This window comes from Pseudonocardia wallangbongensis (assembly GCF_054486945.1).
Map to the genome: position 1 here is coordinate 62,968 of NZ_JBRERS010000016.1, position 21,792 is coordinate 84,759.

Consider the following 21,792-nt stretch of genomic DNA (forward strand, 5'->3'; position numbering starts at 1 on the left):
GGATCACGTCGCCCGGGGCGCGGGACCGGCGAGGAGCGCGCGGAGCCCGGCCGTGGTGACCTCACCGTCCTCGGTGTGCTCGGCCCCGATGCCGGTGAGCGTGTCGAGGGCCAGCCCCCAGTTGTGGCGCGCGTCCGCGTGCCGGCCGAGGGCGCGGTGGGCGTGGGCGAGGCCGTCGTGGGCGTTCGCCTGGTCGGCGGGCTGGCGGAGCCCGGTCGCGAGCTCGAGCGCCGCACCGTGGCAGGCGAGAGCACGATCGTGGTCCCCGGCCGCGAAGTGGAGCCTTCCCAGCCCCTGGAGCGCCTCGAACTGCAGGTTGCGGTTCCCGATCGCCCGGCTGAGCTCGAGGGTGTGCTCGAGCGTCGTCATCGCGTCGCGGTGCCGGCCCTCGAGACGGTAGGTCGATGCGAGGCCGTTGAGGGCGTTCAGCTCGCCCTGGCGGTTGCCGATGGCCCGGGCGATCTCGAGGGCCTGCTCGAAGGAGGTGCCTGCCTGCTCCCCACGGCCCTGCTGGCGGTGCAGCCAGCCGAGTCCGGTGAGCGCGTCGAGCTCACCGCTGCGGTTGCCCGTCTCGTGGGCGATCCCCCGCGCCCGGGAGAAGTCCTCGATCGCCTGCTCCCCACGGCCCTGCTGGCGGTGGAGCCAGCCCAGTCCGGTGAGCGCGTCGAGCTCGGCGCCGCGGTTGCCGGTGTCGCGCGCGATGCGCCGGGCCCGGGAGAAGCTCTCGGCCGCGTCCTCGTACCGACCCTGCAAGCGCTGGGCGTGACCGAGTCCGGTGAGCGTCCACATCTCGCCCGGGCGGTCGCCGGAGGCCACGGCGATCGCCAGCGCCTGCGTGTAGTGGTCGGTGGCCTGGGCGGTCCGGCCCTGCTGGCGCTGCGTGTGGCCGAGGCCCGTGAGAGCGAGCAGCTCGGCGGCGCCGTCGCCGGTGGCGCGGGCGACGGCCAGCGCCAGGTGGTGGAGGGTGTCGGCGGTGGTGTAGTGGGCGCGCCCGCGGAGATGGCGGTGCAGCGTGCCGGACAGGTGGGTGGTGTGGTCGGGCCATCCGTGGTCGGCGGCGTGCCGGGCCACCGCGAGCAGGGTGGGTAGCTCGACGTCGAGCCAGGCGATCGCGGCGGCGGGATCGTCGAGAGCGGGCGGCGGGGTGCCGGACGGCGGGACGAGGGGGCGGCGTTCGCGCTCGTAGGGATAGGCGACGTCCATGGCGATGGCCGCACCGTGGCGGTAGTGGTCGAACAGCCGGGTGAGCGCGGCCCGCACGTCGGCCTCGCTCTCGTCCGCGTCGGCCCTGGCGATGCTGTGGGCGCGGACCAGGTCGTGGAACCGGAAACGCCACGGGGTCGGCTCTTGCAGGAGGTGGGAGTCGAGCAGGCGGTCGATCAGCCCTTCGGCCGCCGGCACGGTGCTTCCGAGCAGCGCGGCCGCGGCGTGCGCGGTCAGCTCCGGCCCCGGATGCCGGCCGAACAAGCGGTACGCACGCTGCTGCTCGGCGGGCAGCTGCTCGTAGGACACGTCGAGGGCAGCGGTGACGGTGCGCTCGCCCGCCTCGAGCTCGGCGAGCAGGCGCCGCCGGACCTGCAGGCGTTCGAGGAGGTGCGACACCGTCCACGAGGGGTGTGACCGGAGCCGTGCCGCCGCGACGCGGATCGCCAGCGGGAGCCGTCCGCACAGCTCGACGGTCTCCCGCACGGGCGCCGCCGGTTCGGCGCGCACCCGCCGCTCCCCGGCGGCCACGGCGAACAGGGCGACGGCGTCGGGGAGCGGGAGCAGGTCGAGGGAGACGGTGTGGCTGTCGTCCAGCCCCGGGAGCCGGCGGCGGCTGGTGACGAGCAGGAGGCATCCGGACGTCCCGGGCAGCAGCGGCGCCACCTGCGACTCCGTCGCCGCGTTGTCGAGCAGGATCAGGGCGCGGCGCCCCGCGAGCCTGCTGCGGTACAGGGCGGCGCGGTCGTCGAGATCCGGAGGTATCTGCTCGGCCGGCACCCCGAGGGAGCGCAGGACCCGGTCGAGCGCCTCGCCGGGGTCGACCGGCCGCCCGCCCTGCGTGTACCCGTGCAGGTCGAGGTAGATCTGCTCGTCCGGATACCGGGACGCGACGTCGTGGGCGGCGCGGACCGCGAGCGCGGTCTTGCCGACACCCGCCATGCCGGCGATCGTGGCGATCATGAGCCGGCCGGCGTCGCTGATCCGGTCGAGTTCGGCGAGCTCGCGTTCCCGGCCGGTGAACAGGGGCGGTGGTGCCGGGAGCTGGCGCAGCCGGATCGCCGAGGCGGTGGCGGCCGGTTCGCCGGGTTCGCGGGTGTCCGCCACCAGCATCGCCCGTTCCTCCGGGCTCAGCCCGAGCGCGTCGGCCAGCAGCCGGATCGACGCGCTCTGCGCCCGCCCGCCGGATAGGCCCCGCTCGTACCTACGGATCGAGCGGACGCTGACGCCGGCCCGCTCGGCGAGCTGCTCCTGCGTCAGCAGCGCGCGCTCCCGCCACAGCCGAAGCCGCCTTCCGAGATCCGCCACAGTGCTCCTCGTTGCCGCGTACACGTCGCTGCGGCATCTCACCAGAAGCGGCGGATCCCGATCAGCGCGCGGTGCAGCCACCGTCCAGGATCAGCACGGTGCCGGTGGCGTAGGAGGCGCCGGCGAGCCACAACACGGCGTCGGCGATCTCGGCGGGCTCCGCCTTCCCCGGCGCCACGGCGTTCACGCGTACGGCGTGCGGGGCGAGCTCCAGCGCCGCGGCGCGGGTCAGCCCGTGCACGCCGTGCGTCGCGGCGGCGCCGGCGGCGTGGCCCGCCATCCCGGCCGTAGCGAGCACCGAGGACGTGTTGACGATGCAGCCACCGCCGGCCTGGGCGATCATCTGCCGGGCCTCGAACTTGAGGCAGCGCCACACGCCCAGCAGGTCGACGGCCAGCACCGCCGAGAACTCCTCCTCCGCGCACTCCCAGAGCGGCCGGCCGGGCCCGGTCACCCCGGCGGTGTTGTGCGCGACGTCGAGCCGGCCGAACGCGGCCGCGGTGCTCGCGACCGCGTTCTCGACGTGGTCCTGGTCGCGGACGTCGGCGACGATCGGCTGGATCCGCCCGTCGGACTCCTCCGGCAGGCTCGCGAGGCCGGCCGCGTCGGCGTCGACCGCCGCCACCCGCGCGCCGGCGGCGGCGAACGCGAGCGCGCTGGCCCGGCCGATGCCGGACGCGGCCCCGGTGACGAGCACGGCGGCCCCGGAGAGGTTTCGTGCCATGCGAGCGCACTCAGCGAACCCGATCCGGGCGTTACGCCCGGTCAGTCGGACTCGTCCTCCACGACGTGGTCGGGGGAGACCGCGTGGACGCCCAGCACGCCGGGCAGCTCCGTGAGCTCCGCGGCGAGCTCGTCGAGAAGGCCGGTGCCGCGCAGCTCCACGAGGACCGTGACGGAGTCGCCCACCGGGTCGCCGCCTCCCACCACCTGCCGGACGTCGTGCCGGGTGGAGAAGCGCGCCACGACCCACCCACGCCCGGTGCAGCTGGCCAGGACGTCGCGGAGGAGCCCCCGGCCGTCCTGGTAGGTGACCTCGATCAGCTGCGACCGCGGACGGGACCGCTGGATCCGCGTGCTGAGCGGCGTGAGGCCGTAGACGACCAGGAAGTAGCCCGCCGTGGTGGCGACGGCCAGCACGAGCAGCCCGGCGCCTGCGGCCATTCCCACGGCCGTGGTCAGCCAGACCGCGGCCGCGGTGGTCAGCCCGCGCACCGCGTCCCGCTTGACGAAGATCAGCCCGCCGCCGATGAACCCGATGCCCGAGACGATCTGCGCCGCGACCCGGGACGGGTCCAGCGTGATGTGCTCGCCCAGGACGTCGGTGAACCCGTACTTGGACACCAGCATGATCAGCGCGGAGCTGAAGCCGATGAGGGTGTGGGTGCGCAGGCCGGCGCTCTTGCGGCGCAGCTCCCGGTCCAGGCCGATGAGCGCGGACAGCACCAGGGCGCTGCCGAGCTCGAGGATCTGGACCCAACCCTGGCCGGTCGGCTCGATCAGCAGTGAACCCATTCCCCCGACGGTAGCCCGATGCTCAGGCCCCGCCCTGCGGCTGGTCCACGGCGGGAACCTGGATCCAGTCCAGGTGCTTCCCGATCCGGTCGTCGCCGGAGGAACGGCCGCGCAGCCGCCGGTGGATCCACGGCAGCACGTGCTCCCGGTAGTAGCGGGCCTCGGCGAGGAGCCGGCGGGCCGCGGGCGAACCGGCGCTCGCCGCCATGGCCGCGGGGCCCGCACCGAGGGCCGCGAGCACGAGCTCGGCCACGCGCTGGTGCCCGGTGGCGTTCAGGTGCAGCCGGTCGGCCGACCAGTACTCGGGACGGCGGATCTCGGTGTCGTGGAAGACGTCGACCAGCTCGACGCCGGAGGATCTCGCGAGCGCCGCGACGCCCGCGGTCAGCGCGGCGGCGCGCCGGTGGACGCGGCGCCCGAACGGGAGCCGGTCGGACGGGTCGGCGCCGGAGAGCAGCACGAGACGCACGCCCGCCTCCGCGCAGCGCCGGACCGCCCGCTCGGTGAGGGCCACCAGGTGGGAGACGTCGACGCCCGGCCGCAGCATGTCGTTGCCACCGCCGTTGAGGGTGATCAGCGTGGGCGCGGGCGTGAGGGACAGCGCCGCCTCCAGCTGGCCGGTCACGATCGGGGCGAGCAGCCGCCCCCGGACCGCCAGGTTGGCGTAGCGGACGTCACCTGCCCGGGTCGCCGTGAGACCCGCGGCCACCCGGTCGGCCCACCCCCGCACCGCCCCGTCCGGGAGCTCGTCGCCGACGCCCTCGGTGAAGCTGTCCCCGATCGCCGCGTACCGCACCGCACCTCCCCGCACGAAACCCTGCATGACAACCCTGCATGACAACCCTGCTGCCAGTTGACCACGATGAGCGGATGGATCTCGAGTTCGGTCTCTTCGACTGGGTCGACGCGGTGCCGGGAACGTCGGTGGCCGAGGTGTACGACACCCGGCTGCGCATCCTCGCGGAGGCGGACACCGGCGGCTTCGCCACCTACCACCTGGCCGAACACCACGGCACCCCGCTGGGGCTGGCGCCCTCGCCCGCGGTGTTCATCGCCGCCGCGGCGCGCGTCACCGAGCGCATCCGGCTGGCGCCCACGACGTTCGTCGTGCCGCTGTACGAGCCGCTCCGGCTGGCCGAGGAGATCGCCATGCTCGACCAGCTCAGCCACGGCCGGCTCGACGTCGGGGTGGGACGGGGGTCCAGCCCGTACGAGATCGCGATGTACGGGCTGGACCCCGCGGACGCGGCGAACCGGTTCCAGGCGGCCGTCCCGGCCGTCCTCGAGGCGCTCGAGACCGGCGTGTTCCGGGGGCGGGCCGACCCCGTCGAGCTGTCCGTGCCGGTGTACCAGCGACCGCACCCGCCACTGTGGTACCCGACATCCAACCCGGACTCGATCCCGCGCCTGGGCGACCAGGGCTACAACGTCCTCTTCGGGTTCGGTTTCGCGTCCCCGCCGCTGGACCTCGTGCGCGAGCAGAGCCGCACGTTCTTCGCGCGGTTCCGCGCGTCCGAGGAGCGTGGGGCGGCCCGCTGCAGCCTGCCCGGCCGGCCGCCGCGCTTCGGGGTGATGCGGCACGCGCTCGTGGCACCGACCGACGAGGAGGCCCGCACGTTGGCGAAGGCGGCGTTCGCCGACCACTACGCGAGCTTCTCCCACCTCTGGCGCGCGCACGGCAACGACCGGTTCTCGACGCCCCCGGACCTCGACGAGCTGGCGCGGGAGGGGAAGGTGTTCGTCGGGTCGCCCCGGACCGTCTCCGCGCAGGTCGCCGAGGCGGTGACGGTCGGGGAGCTGAACTACGTCGCGTGCGCCTTCGCGTGGGGGTCGCTGGACGTCGACGCCGTGCTGCGCTCGCTGCGGCTGTTCCGGGACGAGGTGGTGCCGGCGGTCGGCCAGAGGGCCGGGAGCACGTGAGTCAGTCCTCGTGCACGACGACGCCGCGGATGAGCTTGCCGTCATCGAGGTCCTGGTACCCCTGGTTGATCTCGTCGAGGCCGTACCGGCGCGTGATCAGCTCGTCGAGCTTCAGCCGGCCGGCCCGGTACATGTCGAGCAGCCGCGGGATGTCGAGCAGCGGGTTGCACATCCCGAAGACGTGCCCCTGGATCCGGCGCTGGTAGCCGACCAGCATCCCGTTGGCCGCGAGCTGCACCTGGACGTCCGTGCTTCGGCCGACGGAGGTGACGGTGACCTGCGCACCCTTCCCGACGATCGCGGCGGCCTGGGACACGACCTCGGCGCTCAGCACGCCGACGGTGCAGATGGCGTGGTCGGCCAGCTGCCCGCGGGTCATCTCGACGACGGCCTCGTGCGCCTCGGCGGCGTCGGCGAAGGTGTGGGTGGCGCCGAACTCCAGCGCCTTCTCGCGCTTGAACGCCACCGGGTCGACCGCCACGATGTTCCGCGCGCCGGCGTGCAGCGCGCCCTGCACGGCGTTCGACCCGACCCCGCCGACGCCGAAGATCACGACGGTGTCGCCCGCCCGGACCCCAGCCGCGTACACCGAGGTGCCCCAGCCGGTGGGGACGCCGCACCCGGTGAGCGCCGCGACCTCGAACGGGATGTCGTCGTCGATCCGCACGCAGGACGCCTGGGAGACGACCGCGCGCTGCGAGAACGTGCCGAGCATGCAGAACCCGCCGAGGTCCCCGCCCCACTCGTCGTGGAACCGGAACGTGCCGTCGGAGAGCATCCCGGTGGCCATCTGGGCGCCCTGGTCGCACAGGTTCTGCCGGCCCGAGGAGCAGTAGCGGCACGTGCCGCAGGCCGGGATGAACGAGCACACGACGTGGTCGCCGGGCCGCACCCGGGTGACGTTCGGGCCGACGGCCTCGACGACGCCCGCGCCCTCGTGACCGCCCACGATCGGCAGCCTGCTCCAGGAGTCGCCGGTGCGCAGGTGCTCGTCGGAGTGGCACATCCCGGAGGCGGCGAACTTGATGCGGACCTCGCCCGCGCCGGGTTCGTCGAGCTCGAGATCCACCAGCTCCCAGGGCTTGCCGGTCTCCCGGATGATGGCTGCTCTCGTGCGCATGGCCCTCCCGTCGTCGCTGACCAGGCGATTCCCAGTGAGCGACGCTAGGCAGGCCGCGCAGCCGGTGCGATCGACGCATGGCGGCGGGCCCTTACGTCATGCGTCGTAGCCGTTCAGCGCCGGCGCGCCCACGGGGGCTCCTCCTGCCCGCGCCTGCGGGCGGCCCTGGAGAACGCGACACCGAACCCGTACAGCAGCCCGCCGGCCAGGAACGCGCCCACCGCCGCCGGGGCGAGCGGCACGCCGGGCTCGAGGTCCGGGGGCGCCGCCGGGCCGAACCCGGTGAGGATCAGGTACATCCACCCGGAGAAGCCGGCGAGGGCGACGACGATCCCCACCCACGCCAGCACCTGGCCGGGGTGGGGGTCGTTCGCGGTGACGTCCCGGCCGGCCACGATGCCCCTGCCGGAAACCTGGACTCCGGTCCGGGCCCGGACCTGGTTGACCAGCCGCCAGCCGCCGTGCTTGTCCAGCTGCCTGCGCAGTCGCCCCAGCTCGCGGCCGAACCGGGAGTCGTGGCGCGCCACCGCGTCGATCGCGCGGGTGACCTCGGCGAGGGTGGCGCCGTCGTACGGGTCCTTCGCGAGCTCGGCCGCCGGCCGCGGGCCGAGCCTGCGCGCCACGCCGTCCGTCAGGCGGTCGAGCGCGCCGTCGACGACGCGGTCGAGCGACCGCCGACCGCCCCGACCCACCGCCACCGCGAGGTACGCGGCGATCACCCCTCCGTCGATCATGAGCTCACCTCCGCCCGGTCCGCATATCCGAGAGCAGGCAGGGGAGCGGCTTGATACGTGCTCACCGGCCGTTTTCACTGGTCCCATGACGACAGGGCTCCCCGTGGGTGTCGTCGGGCCCGGGGTCATGGGATCGGCGATGAGCGCGCACCTGCTCGCCGCCGGCTTCCCGGTGCTCGGCTTCGACGTCGACGCCCGCCGCACCGCCGAGCACGCCGAGCGGGGAGGGGCGGTGTGCGGGTCCCCGGCCGAAGTGGCCGCGGGCGCCGAGATCGTCGTCACGTCCCTGCCCGGTGCCGGGCCCCTGTCGGGCGTGCTCGACGGCCTGCGCGGCGGCGCGCGGGGGGTGAGTGCAGCGAGCGCCGCACGGAAGGGCGGGCTGCGGCGGTTGTGTGGCCTCACAGCCTTTCGCGCCCTGGTTTGTGGATGATCCGCACCCGGGGAGCCGCCGAACTCCGTATGGTCAGTCCACCGCCGGCGAGAGGTGGGTCACATGCGAACCCGTGCAGTCATCCTGGCTTGCGCCGCCGTGCTGCTGGCGTCCTGCAGCGGCTCGGTGGTGGGTGGTTCCGGCGGGGGAGGAGGGGAGTCCGGCGCCCAGCCCCTGAAGATCGGCCTCATCACCAGCCTGACCGGCGCCTACGTCCAGCTCGGCGAGGAGCAGCGCAACGGCGCCGAGCTGGCCGTCCAGCTGCTCGGCGGCCGGGCGGGCGACCGCCCGGTCGAGCTGATCGTCCGCGACGACCAGCTCAAGCCGGACGTCGCGCTGCGGGAGGCGCAGTCGCTGGTGCAGGCCGAGCAGGTCGACTTCCTCGCGGGCTGCGTGTCGGCGGCCACGACGCTCGCCATGAACCAGATCGCGAGCCAGGCGGGCGTGCCCTACCTCGGGACCTGCCAGACCGAGCAGCTCAACCGGCCGCCGAACTACAACCCCGCCACCACGTACCACCTCGCTCCGACCACGTCGATCCCGGTCAGCGCGGCGGTGCCCTACATCTGCGGGAACCTCGGCAAGAACCTCTTCCTGCTGCTCCCGGACTACGCCTTCGGCCACGAGCAGGAGGCCGGCTACACGAAGTCGGTCGCCGAGCAACAGGGCTGCACGATCGCGGGAACCGCCTACTTCCCGCTCGGGACGACGGACTTCAACCCGTACATCCCGAGCATCGAGGGCTCCGGCGCCGACGTGCTCGTATTCGGTGGGGCGGGCCGGGACCAGGTCGGCTTCATGCGCCAGGGCGCCCAGTTCGGGCTGAAGGACCGGATGCCGCTGTTCCTCAACCTCGAGGACCTGAGCTTCGACGAGGAGCTGGGCTTCGACCTCATCGACGGCACCTACGCGCTGTCGGCGTTCTACTGGAACGTCGACGACCCCGGCGTCCAGGAGTACGTGCGCGCCTACCGCGACGCGTACGGGAAGCCGCCGGGCGGATACGGCGTCTACGCCTACAACGCGGTGAACCTGATCGCGGAGCAGGTCGCCGCCGGTCAGGGGGCGCCGGAGGAGTTCCGCACCGCGGTCGAGGGCCTGGACGTCTCGCTGGGCCAGGGCCCGATGACGATCCGGGAGTGCGACCACCAGGCGCTCGGCCCCGTCTACATCCTCGAGGGCCTGTCGGCGCAGGAGGCGGCGAGCCGCGGCGGTGACCCGCAGTACGGGTTCCGGGCCGTCGTGCAGGCCGTGCCCGGCAGCGCGGACCTGGCCCCGACCTGCCAGGAGGTCACCTCCGAGTTCCAGCGGGTCGGGTCGTAGAGCCGTGGACCAGCTGGCCTCCCAGATCGTTCTCGGGCTGGTGAGCGGCGCGCTGCTCGTGCTGCTCGCCCTCGGGCTGAACCTCATCCTCGGCCTGCTGGAGTTCATCAACTTCTCGCACGGGGCCCTCTACATGCTGGGTGCCTACGTGGCGTCCTACCTCGTGGTGGCCACGGGCAGCTTCTGGTGGGCCCTCCTCGTCGTCCCGCTCCTGATGGGTCTCGTCGGGGCCGGGCTGGAACGGTCGCTGATCCGGCCGCTGTACGGGCGCGACCAGGTGGACGCCCTCCTCCTCACCTTCGGCCTGACCTACGTGATCATCGAGGGCGTCCGGGTGATCGCGGGCTCCGGCGGCCGGAAGGTGGCCGCGCCGGAGCTGCTCGACTTCCAGGTCCCGCTGGGCGTCGGGCGGCCCGTGCCCGCGTACCTGCTGTTCGTGGTGGTCGCGGTCGGGCTGATCGTCGGCGGGCTGTGGCTCTTCCTGCACCGCACGAACGTCGGGTTGATCGTGCGGGCCGGGATCCGGGACCAGGTGATGATCCGTGCCCTGGGCGTGCGGTTCGACCGCTACCGCACGCTCGTGTTCGCCGTGGGCATCGCGGCGGCCGGGCTCGCCGGTGTGCTGACCGGCCCCATCACGGGCGTCTACCCGGAGATGGGCGCCGACATCCTGGTGCTCACGTTCGTCGTGGTGGTGGTCGGTGGGATGGGCAGCTTCTCCGGCGCGGTGCTCGCCGGGCTCCTCATCGGCGTCGTCGTCTCGCTGACCACCCTGTACGCGAGCATCTACGCGGGGATCGTGCCGTTCGTGCTGATGATCCTCGTGATGAGCCTGCGCCCGCGCGGCCTGCTGGGCGCGGCATCGTGACGGACGTCGTGCGCCCCGCTCGGGTGAGCACCACGGCACCCGCGGTCGACGGGCCGGTGCGGTGGCGGTGGGGGCAGCTCCTGCTGGTCGCGGGGCTGGCCGTGGTCGTCATGTTCACGGTGCCCAACCCGAGTCTCGCGATCGGGATCCTGATCTACGGCCTCTGGGCGGCGAGCCTCAACCTCCTGGTCGGGTACGGCGGGCTCGTCTCCTTCGGGCACGCTCTGCCGTTCGCGTGGGGCGGGTACGCGAGCGGGCTCGTGCTGCAGCACGTGACCACCAGCGCATGGGTCGCGCTGGCCGTGTCCACGGTGGGCATGGCGGTGCTCTCGGTGCTCATCGGGGTGGTCTGCCTGCGCCGGAGCGAGATCTACTTCTCGATGCTCACGCTGGCGTTCGCCCAGCTCGGGTTCTTCATCGCGCTGCAGTGGGTCTCGGTCACCGGCGGCGACGACGGCCTGTCGAGCATCCCGGTGGCCACGCTGTGGCTGCCCGGCGCGCAGCTGCAGCTCAACGCGATCGGCGACCCGCTGGTCTTCTTCGTGTTCACGGCCGTGGTCGTGCTCGTGGTGTTCGCGGGCCTCATCCTCTACACCGAGTCCCCGATGGGCCGGCTCCTGCAGGCGATCCGGGAGAGCGAGGAGCGTGCCCGCGGGTGCGGGTACAACACCCGGCTGGTGCAGCTGGCGACGTTCGTCCTCGCCGGTGCGGTGGCCGGGCTCGCCGGCGGCATGTTCGCGATGCTGAACAACTTCGTCGGACTGCAGCCCTACTGGCTGCTCGGCGGCATCGTGCTCGTCATGGCGATCCTCGGTGGGCGCGGGTCGCTCTTCGGGCCGTTCCTCGGTGCGCTCGTGTACCTGGTGCTCGAGAGCACCCTCAGCGCGCGCTTCGCGTCCTGGCAGCTGATCGTCGGGGCGATCTTCGTGGTGTGCGTCCTGGTGTTCCCGCAGGGGCTGTGGGGCCTGTTCACGTCGTCCGTGCCGCGCCGGCTCCTGCGGAGGAAGCGATGAACGATCCGATCCTCCGCGCCGAGGGGCTGGAGCGGTCCTTCGGCGGCATCCGGGCCGTGGCCGGGGTGGACCTGGAGATCCCGCGCGGTGGCCTGCACGCCGTGATCGGGCCCAACGGCTCGGGCAAGACCACGCTGTTCAACCTGCTCACCGGCCACACGCGGCCGGACGCGGGCCGGGTGCGGTTCGACGGGCACGACATCACCGGCATGCCCTACCACAAGGTCGCCCGGCGCGGGCTCGCCAAGTCCTACCAGATCACCACCGTGTTCCCGCTGCTCACGGCGATGGAGAACGTTCGGATCGCGGCGCAGTCCGCCGCCCACGCCTACGTCTTCTGGCGGCCGGCCGACCGGATCGGGCGGGTGGTCGCGCACGCGGAGGAGGTGCTCGCCCGCGTCGGGCTCGCCGACCACCGCGAGGTGGTGGCGAGCAACCTCTCGCACGGCGACCAGCGCCGCCTCGACCTCGCGATCGCGCTGGCGACGTCGCCGACGCTGCTGCTGCTCGACGAGCCGACCGCGGGCATGAGCCCGGCGGAGACCGCGGCCACGGTGGAGCTCGTCCGCGACCTGCGCCGTGACGTCACGATCCTGATGATCGAGCACAAGATGGACGTCATCCTCGGCATCGCCGACCGGATCATGGTCCTGCACCAGGGCACCACGCTGTTCGAGGGCACGCCGGACGAGGTGCGGTCGCACCCGGAGGTCCAAGAGGTCTACCTCACGGGGAGCAAGTAACCATGGCGGCGGTGCTGGAGCTGGAGGACGTTCACGGCTACTACGGCCTGGCCCACGTGCTGCAGGGCGTGTCGCTCACCGTGCAGCCGGGCGAGCTCGTCGCCCTCCTCGGGCGCAACGGGGCGGGCAAGACCACCACGGTGAAGGCGATCATGGGGATGGTGGCCGTGCGCGGCGGGCGCATCCGGTGCGCGGGCCGCGAACTCGTGGGGCTGGCCACCGAGGTGATCGCGCGGTGCGGCATCGGCTACGTGCCCGAGGACCGCAGGATGTTCCCCGGCCTCTCGGTCAGGGAGAACTTCCGGCTGGCCGCGCTGGGGGCCGGGGAGCGGGGGACGGCGCAGCGCCGGGCGCTCGACGTCTTCCCGCAGCTGGAGCCGCACCTCGACCGCGAGGCCGCGCGACTGTCCGGCGGCCAGCAGCAGATGGTCGCGGTGGGCCGGGCCCTGATCTGCGGCACCCGGCTGCTGCTCGTCGACGAGGTGACGCAGGGACTCGCCCCCGGCCTCGCCTCGGACATGGCCCGCACGCTGCGTCGCCTCGCCGACGACGGGCTCGGTGTGCTGCTCGTCGAGCAGAACAGCCAGCTGGCGTTGGAGATCGCCGACCGGGTCTGCGTGCTCGACCAGGGGACGGTCGTCGCGGCGGGGGAGGCGGCCCACGTGGGTGGGGACGTCGAGCAGTACCTGAAGCTCTGAGCGGAGCCGGTTCACCCGGAGGCGTGACGCCGTGGGACGTGACACAGTGCACGCGTGGTCGTGTCGGAGGTGCCGGCCTCGCTGCGGTCGTGGATGTCCGCCGTCAGCGAGATCGCGCGCGCCGTGAACGCCGCGGAGCCGCTTCCCGACCTCCTCACCCGCGTCGCCCAGCAGGCGTGCTCGCTGATCGGCTTCGAGTACTGCGCGGTGATGCTCGCCGACGCGCGCGGTGAGCGGCTGCAGGTGGCGGGGTGGAGCGGGCTCAGCTCCGACTACCTCGCGCTGGTCAACGGCAGGTGGTCGCTGCTCATCCACCCGCCGGACCGGCAGCACGACTCGCCCGCGGCGGCCGCCTACCGGGAGGGGCGCACGATCGCGGTGCCGGACGTCCACGCCGCCCGGGACTACGGCCGGCTACGGGACCTCGCGCCGGCGCAGGGGTACCGGGCGCTGGTCGTCTCCCCGATGCCCGCGTCGGACGAGGGCTCGGCCGAGGGGCCCGCCGAGCCGGCGGGTGTGGTGGTCGGCTACTCGGTCGCCGCCCGCGACTTCACCGCGTCGGAGCTCGAGCTGATCGAGCTGCTCGCGGGTCAGGCCGCGCTGGCGTTGGAGACCGCCCGGCTGCGCGCGGCGCAGCAGCAGGTCATCGGCGAGCTGTCGCGGGCGAACGACGAGCTGCGCCACGGGCGCGCCGTGCTCGACTGGGCCGAGCAGCGCCACCGCGAGCTCATGCAGATGGTGCTCGACGAGGTCGGGTTGGCCGGTCTCGTCCGGGCGCTGGCCGCCACGCTCGACGCGTCCGTCACGGTCGAGGACGCCGGCGGCGAGCTGCTGGCGTCCGCGCCGGACGAGGGCTACCGGCCCCCGCCCGACGCCGTGGCGCGGCGGCGCCGGCCCGCGCGGGCGGCGCTGGAGTCGATGACCCACAGCTACGACGTCGTGCAGGTGCCGATCGCCCGCCGCGGTGGGAGCGAGAAGGCGTGGGTCGCGCCCGTCGTGCTGGGGCACGAGCTGGCGGGCCGGCTCTGGGTCACAGCGCCGTCCACGGTGCCCGCGCCGGTGCAGCTGCGGGTGATCGAGCGGTTCGCACTGGTCGTCGCGCTGGAGTTGCTGAAGCGGCGGCACCTGGTCGCGGTCGAGGCCCGGCTCTCCGGAGACCTCATGGCCGACCTGCTCCGCCCGGGCGGCCCGGCCCAGCCCCAGGCGGTGCTGGACCGCGCCGCCGCGCTCGGGCACGACCTCGCCCGCCCCCACGTCGTCGCCGTGCTGGCCGTGGACGGCCGGATACCGCCCGGTATGCGGCTGCCCGAGCTGGTCCGGGCCGTGACCGACGCTCCCGCGCTCATCGGCACGTACGACGAGGACTGCGTGCTCCTGCTTCCCGCCGACCCGGACCCCGGCGTGATCCTGGCCCGGGTGCACGGCCACGCGGTGCGGGTGGCCCGGCGCCGCTGCGCGGTCACCCTCGTCGCCGGGCCGGTGGCGGGCGAGCTCGCCGACTACGCCACGGCGCACCGCGTCGCGCGCGGCGCCGCCCGGCTGCGCCGCGCGACCCGGCCCGGCGGTCTCGTCGACATCCGCGGGCTCGGGCTGTCGGCGCTGCTGCTGGAGACCGGGGCCCCGGACGCCCTGCGCCGCTTCGCGGACGCGCTGCTGGGCCCGCTCGCCGTGCACGACGAGCGCCGCGGCGGCGACCTCGTCTCCACGGTGCGGGTGTGGCTGCGCGCAGGCTGCTCGACCGCGGCGACCGCGGAGGAGCTCGTCGTGCACCCCAACACGGTGGGCTACCGGCTGCGGCGCATCGAGCAGCTCACCGGGCGCAACCTGCGGGGCGTCGACACCCGGCTCGAGCTGCAGCTGGCGCTCACGGTGCGGGACATCGTGGTGCTGGCGGACTGAGCCGGCGCGCCGTCACGGGTGGGTTCCGAGCACGCCGCAGCGGTTTTTGATCAGTAGGTCGGCGCATTCCCGGGTCGAATGGAGGGTGTTGCCGGCAGGCCCCGGGTTTGATCAGCCGGTGGGTGCACTCGCGGCCACATGTGGCCGCCCGCGCACCGAAGCCGTGATCACGCCGGCACCCGCCTCCGGTGGCGTCATGGCCCGCCGGGCAGGGGGTTGTACCGCTACTGGCGATCACCGTGCGCCCGCTTTCGCGCCGAAGTGGTGATCAGGTCGACGTCATGCGTCCCCGGTGCGCCGGCGACGTGGGCGAGCCCGATTCACCTCGTTCACGCACCGACAGCAGACCATCGAGCATGAGGCTGACGACTCGAGCGAATTGCTCGTCGTTCGATTCAGGCTTGGCTGCTGAGGCTTCAGCGAGGACGGCGGCCAGTCGTGGGTGTGCTCCGTCGGTGGCGGCACGGGCAAAGATCGCGGCTCTGCCCTTGGCGAACTCGGGGTCGAGCACGCCGCCGCCGGGACGCTCGTTGCGGAGGTACGTCTGGACCAGGCCGCCCAGCACGCCGATCGCCTCGAGCTTGGCCATCCCCGGGGCGGGATGGTCGCGCAGCTGTTCGAGGGTGTGCTCGAGCAGCCGAATGACTGCGGGGCCGATGGGTGGCCGTTCGAGGACGGCATCGGCGAGCCACGGCCGTGCACGCATGTAGCGGACCCGGTGCAGTACCTCGGCCACGAGATCCTCTCGCCACCCGCCCGTGACCCGGGGCGGCCGGTACCGGCTGAAGGCCGTGTCCACCATGAGGTCGAGCAGGTCCGCGCGGTTGGCGACGTGGCGGTAGAGAGAGGCCGAGCCCGTGCCGAGCTGCGCCGCCACCCGTCGCATGGTCACCGCCGCCAGCCCATCGCGCCCGGCCACCGCGATGGCCGCGCGGACGATCTGCTCCCTGTCCCATTCGGCGGGCCGGCCCGTCGCGTGGGCCGGCCGCTCCGGGCGAAGCCAGATCGGTGTGGGCACACGCGATCCTAAACAGGTTGCGATCGGCGATCGCAAACAGCTAGGTTTGCGATCGCTGCCCGCAAACTTGGATGCAGGCCGGCGGAGGGGAAGTGATGGACAGCTCGATCGCGGAGTTGACGCCGTTGCAGCAGGCCTGCCTGCTCACCCTGCGTTGGCGCGCGCAGGACGCGCGCTCGGAGACCCCGATCCTCGGGGATGCCCTGTCGCTGCAGGTGGCCGAGAGCCTGGGACTGGACCTCACGTCGAAAGTCGTGCGCAGCAATGTCCTGGTGAAGGCGGTGCGCGACAAGATGCTCGATCGTGTCGTGTCCCGGTTCATCGCCGAACACCCGACGGCAGTGGTCGTCGATCTCGGGTGCGGACTCGACACCCGCCGCCAACGCTGCGCCCCGCCACCCGGCGTCGACTGGTACGACGTGGACTTCCCGGCCGTGATCGCGCTACGACAACGTCTCCTCCCCGACGGAGCGCACCTGGTCGGCGCCGACGTCACGACGACCACGTGGCTCGATGACCTGCCACGCGACCGACCCACGATCGCGGTCAACAACAGCCTCATGCTGATGATCACCGCCGAAGCGTTCAGAGCGATGGCGCGCGCGATGACCTCGCACGTCCACCGCGGAGAGTTCACCTTCAACGCCTACAGCCGATTGGCGATCCGCAACAGCCGCCGCATCAGTGGCCGCGTCAAGAGTGGCCGCTGGAACATGCCCCCGGCGGTCGGCGAGGGGATCGACGACCCGCATGAAGCGGAGACCTGGGGCGCAGGGCTCTCGCTGATCGAGGAGCAGTTCATGGCAAACGCGCCAGAGGTCGACCGCTGGCCGCCCTTCTGGAAGGCGGTCGCCCGCCTCAACGCCCGGAGCGTCCGCTTCGCCCGCAGCGCTGATCGAGTGCTCCACTACCGATTCTCCCGGGGATAGCTTCGCCGAAGATCTGTCGACGAGCGGCCGCATCAGGCGCGCGTGAATGCGTGCAGCCTGGTGGGCGTGATCACGATGGCCTCGGAGAACATCGCGGCGAACCGTTCGGGGGTACCGAAACCGGCCGAGGCGATGTGTTCGCCGTACTTCGCCACGTGCTCCTCGACGTCGAACGCCGGCGGATGGTCGGGGACGTGCTTCGCCGTGCCCTCGACCCGGACGACATCGGAACCCGATGCGGTCTCGTCGAGCGTCAGCGTCACCCTGGGGTTCGCAGCGATGTTGCGGAGCTTGACCTTCCCCGGCTCGCTGAAGACGAGGATCGTGTCGTCGTCCTTGACGACGAATCCCACCGGGACACTGTCCGGCTGCCCGCTCGGCCGAACGGAGGTGAACCAGGCGACGAGGTTCTCCCGGAGCCGGCGCTCCACGTGCTCACGCAGTGCGGCGGACAGATGGGACGTGAACTCCACGATTCTTCCCTTCGCCGTAGCTCGGGTCATGACCGGCGGTACCGGCCGGGTGTGGTGCCGATGAGGTCGGCGAAGGCCGCGATGAAGCTGCTGGGGTTCGCCCATCCGCAGGCGTGGGCGACGTGGGTGGTGTCGTGGCCGTCGGCGAGGAGGACCAGTGCGTGGTGGACGCGCAGCTGGGTGCGCCACTCGTAGAAGGTCATGCCGAGCTCGTCGTGGAACAGCCGGCTGAGGGTCCGGGCGCTCGCGCCGATCATCCGCCCGAGCCCGGCCAGCGAGGTGCTGTCCGCGGGGTGCTCGTAGAGGACCCGGGCGAGGGCCTGCAGCCGGTCGTCGCGCGGTTCCGGCAGCTGCAGCGGCTGCTCGGGGGCTTCGCGGATCTCGTCGACGAGGACGCGGCGGAGGCGGGTGCCAGCCGAGCGGTCGCGGTCGCGGGCGGAACCATCGTAGTGGCGCGGGCCCGTGAGGGTGAGCAGGACCTCGCGGGCGAGGTCGGAGGCCGTGAAGACGGCGGGGTGCCCCGGAACGAGCCGGGCGTGGGATGCCGGCAGGAACACGATCCGCATGTCGGTGTGGCCGTGGGCGCGGTGGTGGTGCCCGAACCCGGCCGGGATCCATGCGACCCGGTTGGCGGGAACGATCCACGTGCCACGTTCGGTGTGCACGGACAGGACACCCCGGGCCGCGTACACCAGGTGCCCCCGGCGGTGGGAGTGCACGGAGCTCGTTCCACCCGACGGCCAGAGGTGCACGCCGCCGGACGGCCACAGCCGTGACGTGGGACCGGGCCGGGGAGGTTGGCGGCCAACGGGCATGACGTGGCAATCTACCGGTGGTCGGCCGCGCCGCGTTCCGGCGACAGTGCACGCATGAGCGATTCGGGTACGACGATGCGTGCGGCGGTCTGTGTCGGGGCGGGTGCCCCGGACGTGCTGCAGATCCGTGAGCTGCCGGTGCCGGCGGTCCGGGAGGGCTGGAGCCTGGTGCGGGTGAAGGGCGCCGGCCTGAACCGGTCGGAGCTGCGGACCCGCCAGGGGCATTCCCCGAACGTGGTGTTCCCCCGAGTGCTCGGGATCGAATGCGTGGGGATCGTGGCGAACTCGACCGACCCCACGTTGCCGGACGGGACGACCGTCGCGGCGGTGATGGGCGAGATGGGCCGGGAGTTCGACGGCGGCTATGCCGAGTTCGCGTTGTTGCCGAACTCGCTGCTGATGCCGATCACCACCTCGTTGCCGTGGGACGTCCTGGCCGCGCTGCCCGAGACGTACCTGACCGCGCGGGGCGCGCTGGACGCGATGGGCGCCCTGGCGGCGGGCCGGGGGCGGTTGCTCATCCGCGGCGGGACCTCGTCCGTGGGCATGGCCGCCGTGTCGATCGCGTCGGGCCACGGCGTCGAGACCGCGGCCACGACCCGGCGACCCGGCAAGGTCGACGCGCTGACCGCGGCCGGCGCCGACCACGTGCTCGTCGACGACGGTCGGTCGCTGGCGGCGAGCGTGCACGCGCTCTGGCCCGAGGGCCCGGACCACGTTCTGGATCTCGTGGGGGCGAGCACGGCGGTGGGCTCGCTGCACCTCGTCCGTCGTGGCGGAACGGTGTGCGTGGCGGGTTCGCTCAGCGGGTGGGCGATCCCGGACTTCGAACCGATCGCGATGATCCCCTCGGGCACCACGCTCACCGCCTTCCACAGCGACGACGTGAAGGGCGGTGCCGGCGCGGCCGTGTTGCAGCGGGTCGTCCGCGAGGTCGAGGCCGGCGCCTACCGCGCGAACGTGGACCGCGTCTTCGGCCTGGACGACATCGTCGCCGCCCACCGGTACATGGAGAGCGACGGCGCCACGGGGAAGCTCGTGGTGGTGCCGTAGCCGGGTTGTGCACCAGCCCAGCGGACCCGCGGGGTTCCTGGGCACGGCGACATGGTTCGCGGCGGGCGTCGCGAGCACGATCGAGTTCGTGAGTGCCACCCCGCCCGTCGCCGTCGTGACCGGCGCCAACCGGGGCATCGGGCAGGTGATCGCCACGGCCATGGCGGCCGACGGCTTCGCGGTCGCCGTGACGGCCCGGGACCCGGAGACGCTTGCGGAGACGGCCGCGCGGATCGACAAGGCGGGCGGTACGGCGCTGGCGCTCGCCTGCGACGTGCGCGACGAGGCGTCGGTCGAGGCGATGGCCCGGGCCGTGCTCGACCGGTTCGGCGGGGTGCACGCCGTCGTGGCCAACGCGGGCACCGCGGGCCCGACGGCGCCGATGCACCGCATCGGCCTCGCCGAGTGGCAGGACTGCGTCGCCACCGACCTCACCGGCGTCTTCCTGACGTTCCGCGCGTTCGTGCCGTCGATGATCGACGCGGGGGAGGGGTCGCTGATCGCGATCTCCTCGATGACGGGGAAGCGGCCGCTCACCGGCCGCACCCCGTACGCGGCGGCGAAGATGGGCGTGATCGGGCTCGTCCGCACGCTGGCCCTCGAGCTCGGGCCGCACGGGATCCGGGTCAACGCGGTCTGCCCGGGTGCGGTCTCCGGCCCGCGGATCGACGACGTCGTCCGCAAGCAGGCCGCCGCGCGCGGGATCACCGAGGTCGAGGCGCTGGCGGCGTTCACCGGGTCGTCGCCGCTCGGCCGGCTGGTGGAGGCGGACGAGGTCGCGCGTGCGTGCGCGTTCCTCGCCTCCGACGGGGCGGCCGCCATCACCGGTGAGGACGTGAACGTCAGCGCCGGCGTGGTCATGTTCTAGGGAGGATGCGTTGCGGATCGTCGACCTGTCGCAGGACATCTACGAGGGGATGAAGGTCTACCCCGGGCACCTCAAGACCGTGCAGTTCGAGCACGCCACCCACGAGGAGACGGCGCCGCGGTTCGACAGCGGCTTCTCGTTCCAGACCACCGGGTTCATGCTCAACGACAACGGCCCCACCCACGTCGACGCGTTCTCCCACCTCGACCCGGACCCGTCGGCCCAGACGATCGAGGCCATGTCGCTCGACCTGTTCTTCGGCCCGGCGGTCTGCCTGGACGTCAGCGACTTCAAGCCGCAGACCGACATCACCGCGGAGGACCTGGACCGGGTGGAGTCGGAGTCCCCGGTGGACGTGCGGCCGGGCGACATCGTGCTGTTCCACACGGCCACCTGGAACCGGTACTCGGGCCGCAAGGAGTACCTGAGCGAGTTCCCCGGGCTGGGCGAGTCGGCCAGCGAGTGGATCGTGCACCGGCAGGTGAAGACGTTCGGGGTGGACAGCCCGACCCCGGACAACCCGGTGAGCACCAGCTACCCCTGCCACATGATGTGCCGCCGCGAGCACATCACCCACTACGAGAACCTCGCGCACCTCGACGAGGTGGTGAACACCCGGTTCACCTTCGCCGGCTTCCCGCTCAAGCTGCGCGGGGCCCACGGCGGGCCGACCCGGGCGGTCGCGCTGGTCGAGTAGTACTACAGCTACAGATCGTGATCATGTCGCTGGTCGGCGGCGCGGGGCCGATGCCCGTCGATGCGCGGGCATGATCCGAAGTATCGGTTGTTCACGGTTGTCGCCGCAGCCATGGCCAACCGATACCGCGGATCTTGAACGTGACCGCGGCCTGGCCCGCATGGTGCTGATCCCGGTGCGGCTGCTCGCGCCGACCATCCTGTACCTCTCGTGTTCCTCATGCTCGGCCTGGGCGTCGCCGTCTCAGTGCTGTCACGGCCGTCGGATACGTCGCGGTCATGCCGATCGCGGGCTTCTGGATCACGAGCGCCGTCGTCATCGTCGTGCTGTCGGTGGTGCTCGCCGAGTTGCGGAACCTGCGGACCGCGCTGGTGTCGGTGGCGGCCGCGGTCGCGATCTGCGTCGTGTTCACGTCCCGGGTGACGGCCTGACGCCCGACCGGGCAGGATCGAGACGTGCCGCTTCTGATCGACCACCGCCCGTCGGCGTCGCCGTACGTCGAGCGCGTGTGGCGCAGCCGCAGCGAGGACGTCGCCCGGATGACGGCGATCGCGTCGCCCCGGTGGAGCCTCGTCTTCTGGGAGCAGCGCGGCCGGACGTACGGCGCCGTGCAGGGCCCGGGGTCGACGGCGACTACCGCGCCGGTCCCCGAGGAGTCCACGTTCTTCGGGATCGACTTCGCGCTGGGGGCGACCCTGGCCCGCCTTCCCGTCGGTGGGCTCGTCGACGGGTACGCCGAGATCCCCGACGTGACGCGCACGTCGTTCTGGCTGGACGGGTCCGCGTGGCACCTCCCGGACTACGAGAACGCCGAGACGTTCGTGGGGCGGCTCCTGCGCGAGGGGGTCGTGGTCCGGGACCCGCTGGTGGCGGACGTGGTTCGCGGGGCCGAGCCCGACCTGTCGGACCGCACCGTCCAGCGGCGCTTCCTGGTGGCCACCGGCTTCACCCGGGGCGCGGTCCGGCAGATCGACCGCGCGCGGCAGGCCGCGATCCTGCTGCGGCAGGGGGTGCCGGCGGGCGAGGTGGTCCATCGGCTCGGGTACTTCGACCAGCCGCACCTCGCGCGTTCGCTCCGCCGCTTCATCGGGTGCACCGCCACATCGCTCCGGGACGGAGCCGGCGGCGAGCCGTTGTCGCTCCTGTACAAGACCTGAGCCCGCCG

General features: G+C 72.9%; 22 protein-coding genes and 1 pseudogene. 14 read left to right on the forward strand and 9 right to left on the reverse strand.

Features of this window, described 5'->3' with window-relative positions; genetic code table 11:
- Positions 1-3 precede the first annotated feature (3 nt).
- The 4 genes from ACU436_RS37190 to ACU436_RS37205 form a co-directional block, all read right to left on the reverse strand.
- Complete coding sequence (locus tag ACU436_RS37190) at positions 4-2,511, reverse strand: ATP-binding protein (protein ID WP_459031796.1); 2,508 nt, start codon at positions 2,509-2,511, stop codon at positions 4-6.
- A 61-nt stretch (positions 2,512-2,572) separates the two neighbouring features.
- Complete coding sequence (locus ACU436_RS37195; RefSeq protein WP_459031797.1) at positions 2,573-3,235, reverse strand: SDR family NAD(P)-dependent oxidoreductase; 663 nt, start codon at positions 3,233-3,235, stop codon at positions 2,573-2,575.
- A gap of 41 nt (positions 3,236-3,276) precedes the next feature.
- A complete protein-coding gene (locus tag ACU436_RS37200) occupies positions 3,277-4,026 on the reverse strand; it encodes an MgtC/SapB family protein (protein ID WP_459031798.1) in 750 nt (249 codons plus the stop codon).
- A gap of 22 nt (positions 4,027-4,048) precedes the next feature.
- Positions 4,049-4,849, reverse strand: a complete 801-nt coding sequence (locus ACU436_RS37205; protein ID WP_459031799.1) for an SGNH/GDSL hydrolase family protein — start codon at positions 4,847-4,849, stop codon at positions 4,049-4,051.
- A 47-nt stretch (positions 4,850-4,896) separates the two neighbouring features.
- Between ACU436_RS37205 and ACU436_RS37210 the strand changes: the two genes are divergently transcribed.
- A complete protein-coding gene (locus ACU436_RS37210) occupies positions 4,897-5,946 on the forward strand; it encodes an LLM class flavin-dependent oxidoreductase (RefSeq protein ID WP_459031800.1) in 1,050 nt (349 codons plus the stop codon).
- Between the two features lies 1 nt (position 5,947).
- Here ACU436_RS37210 and ACU436_RS37215 read toward each other — a convergent pair whose 3' ends face one another.
- Positions 5,948-7,066, reverse strand: coding sequence for an NDMA-dependent alcohol dehydrogenase (locus ACU436_RS37215; RefSeq protein WP_459031801.1), 1,119 nt, complete (start codon positions 7,064-7,066; stop codon positions 5,948-5,950).
- Positions 7,067-7,179: 113 nt separating this feature from the next.
- On the reverse strand, positions 7,180-7,800 hold the full coding sequence (locus tag ACU436_RS37220) for a hypothetical protein (RefSeq protein WP_459031802.1): 621 nt from the start codon (positions 7,798-7,800) through the stop codon (positions 7,180-7,182).
- Between the two features lie 85 nt (positions 7,801-7,885).
- Between ACU436_RS37220 and ACU436_RS37225 the strand changes: the two genes are divergently transcribed.
- The 7 genes from ACU436_RS37225 (at position 7,886) to ACU436_RS37255 (ending at position 14,774) form a co-directional block, all read left to right on the forward strand.
- On the forward strand, positions 7,886-8,230 hold the full coding sequence (locus ACU436_RS37225) for an NAD(P)-binding domain-containing protein (protein WP_459031803.1): 345 nt from the start codon (positions 7,886-7,888) through the stop codon (positions 8,228-8,230).
- A 63-nt stretch (positions 8,231-8,293) separates the two neighbouring features.
- Entirely contained in the window at positions 8,294-9,553 is a 1,260-nt protein-coding gene (locus ACU436_RS37230) for an ABC transporter substrate-binding protein (RefSeq protein ID WP_459031804.1), read from the forward strand.
- A 4-nt stretch (positions 9,554-9,557) separates the two neighbouring features.
- Complete coding sequence (locus ACU436_RS37235) at positions 9,558-10,421, forward strand: branched-chain amino acid ABC transporter permease (RefSeq protein ID WP_459031805.1); 864 nt, start codon at positions 9,558-9,560, stop codon at positions 10,419-10,421.
- Positions 10,418-11,434 (forward strand): branched-chain amino acid ABC transporter permease, encoded by a 1,017-nt coding sequence (locus ACU436_RS37240; protein ID WP_459031806.1) that lies wholly within the window; start codon positions 10,418-10,420, stop codon positions 11,432-11,434. Before ACU436_RS37235 ends, ACU436_RS37240 begins: the two co-directional genes overlap by 4 nt.
- Positions 11,431-12,177, forward strand: coding sequence for an ABC transporter ATP-binding protein (locus ACU436_RS37245; RefSeq protein ID WP_459031807.1), 747 nt, complete (start codon positions 11,431-11,433; stop codon positions 12,175-12,177). Before ACU436_RS37240 ends, ACU436_RS37245 begins: the two co-directional genes overlap by 4 nt.
- A 2-nt stretch (positions 12,178-12,179) precedes the next feature.
- Positions 12,180-12,875: an ABC transporter ATP-binding protein gene (locus tag ACU436_RS37250; protein WP_459031808.1), complete on the forward strand. Its 696-nt coding sequence runs from the start codon at positions 12,180-12,182 to the stop codon at positions 12,873-12,875.
- Between the two features lie 54 nt (positions 12,876-12,929).
- A complete protein-coding gene (locus tag ACU436_RS37255) occupies positions 12,930-14,774 on the forward strand; it encodes a helix-turn-helix domain-containing protein (protein WP_459031809.1) in 1,845 nt (614 codons plus the stop codon).
- Between the two features lie 268 nt (positions 14,775-15,042).
- On the opposite strand, the gene ACU436_RS37260 is transcribed toward ACU436_RS37255, so the two are convergent.
- A complete protein-coding gene (locus ACU436_RS37260) occupies positions 15,043-15,792 on the reverse strand; it encodes a TetR/AcrR family transcriptional regulator (RefSeq protein ID WP_459031810.1) in 750 nt (249 codons plus the stop codon).
- A gap of 95 nt (positions 15,793-15,887) precedes the next feature.
- On the opposite strand from ACU436_RS37260, the gene ACU436_RS37265 reads away from it, so the two are divergent.
- The gene (locus ACU436_RS37265) at positions 15,888-16,721 is read left to right on the forward strand and encodes a class I SAM-dependent methyltransferase (RefSeq protein ID WP_459031811.1); all 834 of its coding nucleotides are present in this window, start codon (positions 15,888-15,890) and stop codon (positions 16,719-16,721) included.
- A 32-nt stretch (positions 16,722-16,753) separates the two neighbouring features.
- Here the strand turns inward: ACU436_RS37265 and ACU436_RS37270 are convergent, their stop codons facing one another.
- Both ACU436_RS37270 and ACU436_RS37275 read right to left on the reverse strand, forming a co-directional pair.
- Positions 16,754-17,194, reverse strand: coding sequence for a pyridoxamine 5'-phosphate oxidase family protein (locus ACU436_RS37270; RefSeq protein WP_459031812.1), 441 nt, complete (start codon positions 17,192-17,194; stop codon positions 16,754-16,756).
- A 26-nt stretch (positions 17,195-17,220) separates the two neighbouring features.
- The gene (locus ACU436_RS37275; RefSeq protein WP_459031892.1) at positions 17,221-17,946 is read right to left on the reverse strand and encodes an AraC family transcriptional regulator; all 726 of its coding nucleotides are present in this window, start codon (positions 17,944-17,946) and stop codon (positions 17,221-17,223) included.
- Between the two features lie 117 nt (positions 17,947-18,063).
- Here ACU436_RS37275 and ACU436_RS37280 point away from each other — a divergent pair, with 117 nt between their 5' ends.
- The 5 genes and pseudogenes from ACU436_RS37280 (at position 18,064) to ACU436_RS37300 (ending at position 21,784) form a co-directional block, all read left to right on the forward strand.
- Positions 18,064-19,062 carry a zinc-binding dehydrogenase gene (locus tag ACU436_RS37280; protein ID WP_459031813.1) on the forward strand — a complete coding sequence of 333 codons (999 nt, stop codon included), beginning with the start codon at positions 18,064-18,066 and terminating at the stop codon, positions 19,060-19,062.
- An 88-nt stretch (positions 19,063-19,150) separates the two neighbouring features.
- Entirely contained in the window at positions 19,151-19,930 is a 780-nt protein-coding gene (locus tag ACU436_RS37285) for an SDR family NAD(P)-dependent oxidoreductase (RefSeq protein ID WP_459031814.1), read from the forward strand.
- 10 nt (positions 19,931-19,940) lie between these two features.
- A complete protein-coding gene (locus tag ACU436_RS37290) occupies positions 19,941-20,627 on the forward strand; it encodes a cyclase family protein (RefSeq protein WP_459031815.1) in 687 nt (228 codons plus the stop codon).
- Between the two features lie 254 nt (positions 20,628-20,881).
- Positions 20,882-21,058: pseudogene (locus ACU436_RS37295) on the forward strand (hypothetical protein); the annotation flags it as partial.
- Between the two features lie 24 nt (positions 21,059-21,082).
- A complete protein-coding gene (locus ACU436_RS37300) occupies positions 21,083-21,784 on the forward strand; it encodes a helix-turn-helix domain-containing protein (RefSeq protein ID WP_459031816.1) in 702 nt (233 codons plus the stop codon).
- Positions 21,785-21,792: the final 8 nt, after the last annotated feature.

Coding starts and splice junctions, on each gene's coding strand:
- ACU436_RS37195 (WP_459031797.1), bottom strand. CDS start 3,235: ATGGCACGAAACCTCTCCGGGGCCGCCGTGCTCGTCACCGGGGCCGCG.
- ACU436_RS37200 (WP_459031798.1), bottom strand. CDS start 4,026: ATGGGTTCACTGCTGATCGAGCCGACCGGCCAGGGTTGGGTCCAGATC.
- ACU436_RS37205 (WP_459031799.1), bottom strand. CDS start 4,849: ATGCAGGGTTTCGTGCGGGGAGGTGCGGTGCGGTACGCGGCGATCGGG.
- ACU436_RS37210 (WP_459031800.1), top strand. CDS start 4,897: ATGGATCTCGAGTTCGGTCTCTTCGACTGGGTCGACGCGGTGCCGGGA.
- ACU436_RS37215 (WP_459031801.1), bottom strand. CDS start 7,066: ATGCGCACGAGAGCAGCCATCATCCGGGAGACCGGCAAGCCCTGGGAG.
- ACU436_RS37220 (WP_459031802.1), bottom strand. CDS start 7,800: ATGATCGACGGAGGGGTGATCGCCGCGTACCTCGCGGTGGCGGTGGGT.
- ACU436_RS37225 (WP_459031803.1), top strand. CDS start 7,886: ATGACGACAGGGCTCCCCGTGGGTGTCGTCGGGCCCGGGGTCATGGGA.
- ACU436_RS37230 (WP_459031804.1), top strand. CDS start 8,294: ATGCGAACCCGTGCAGTCATCCTGGCTTGCGCCGCCGTGCTGCTGGCG.
- ACU436_RS37245 (WP_459031807.1), top strand. CDS start 11,431: ATGAACGATCCGATCCTCCGCGCCGAGGGGCTGGAGCGGTCCTTCGGC.
- ACU436_RS37250 (WP_459031808.1), top strand. CDS start 12,180: ATGGCGGCGGTGCTGGAGCTGGAGGACGTTCACGGCTACTACGGCCTG.
- ACU436_RS37265 (WP_459031811.1), top strand. CDS start 15,888: ATGGACAGCTCGATCGCGGAGTTGACGCCGTTGCAGCAGGCCTGCCTG.
- ACU436_RS37280 (WP_459031813.1), top strand. CDS start 18,064: ATGAGCGATTCGGGTACGACGATGCGTGCGGCGGTCTGTGTCGGGGCG.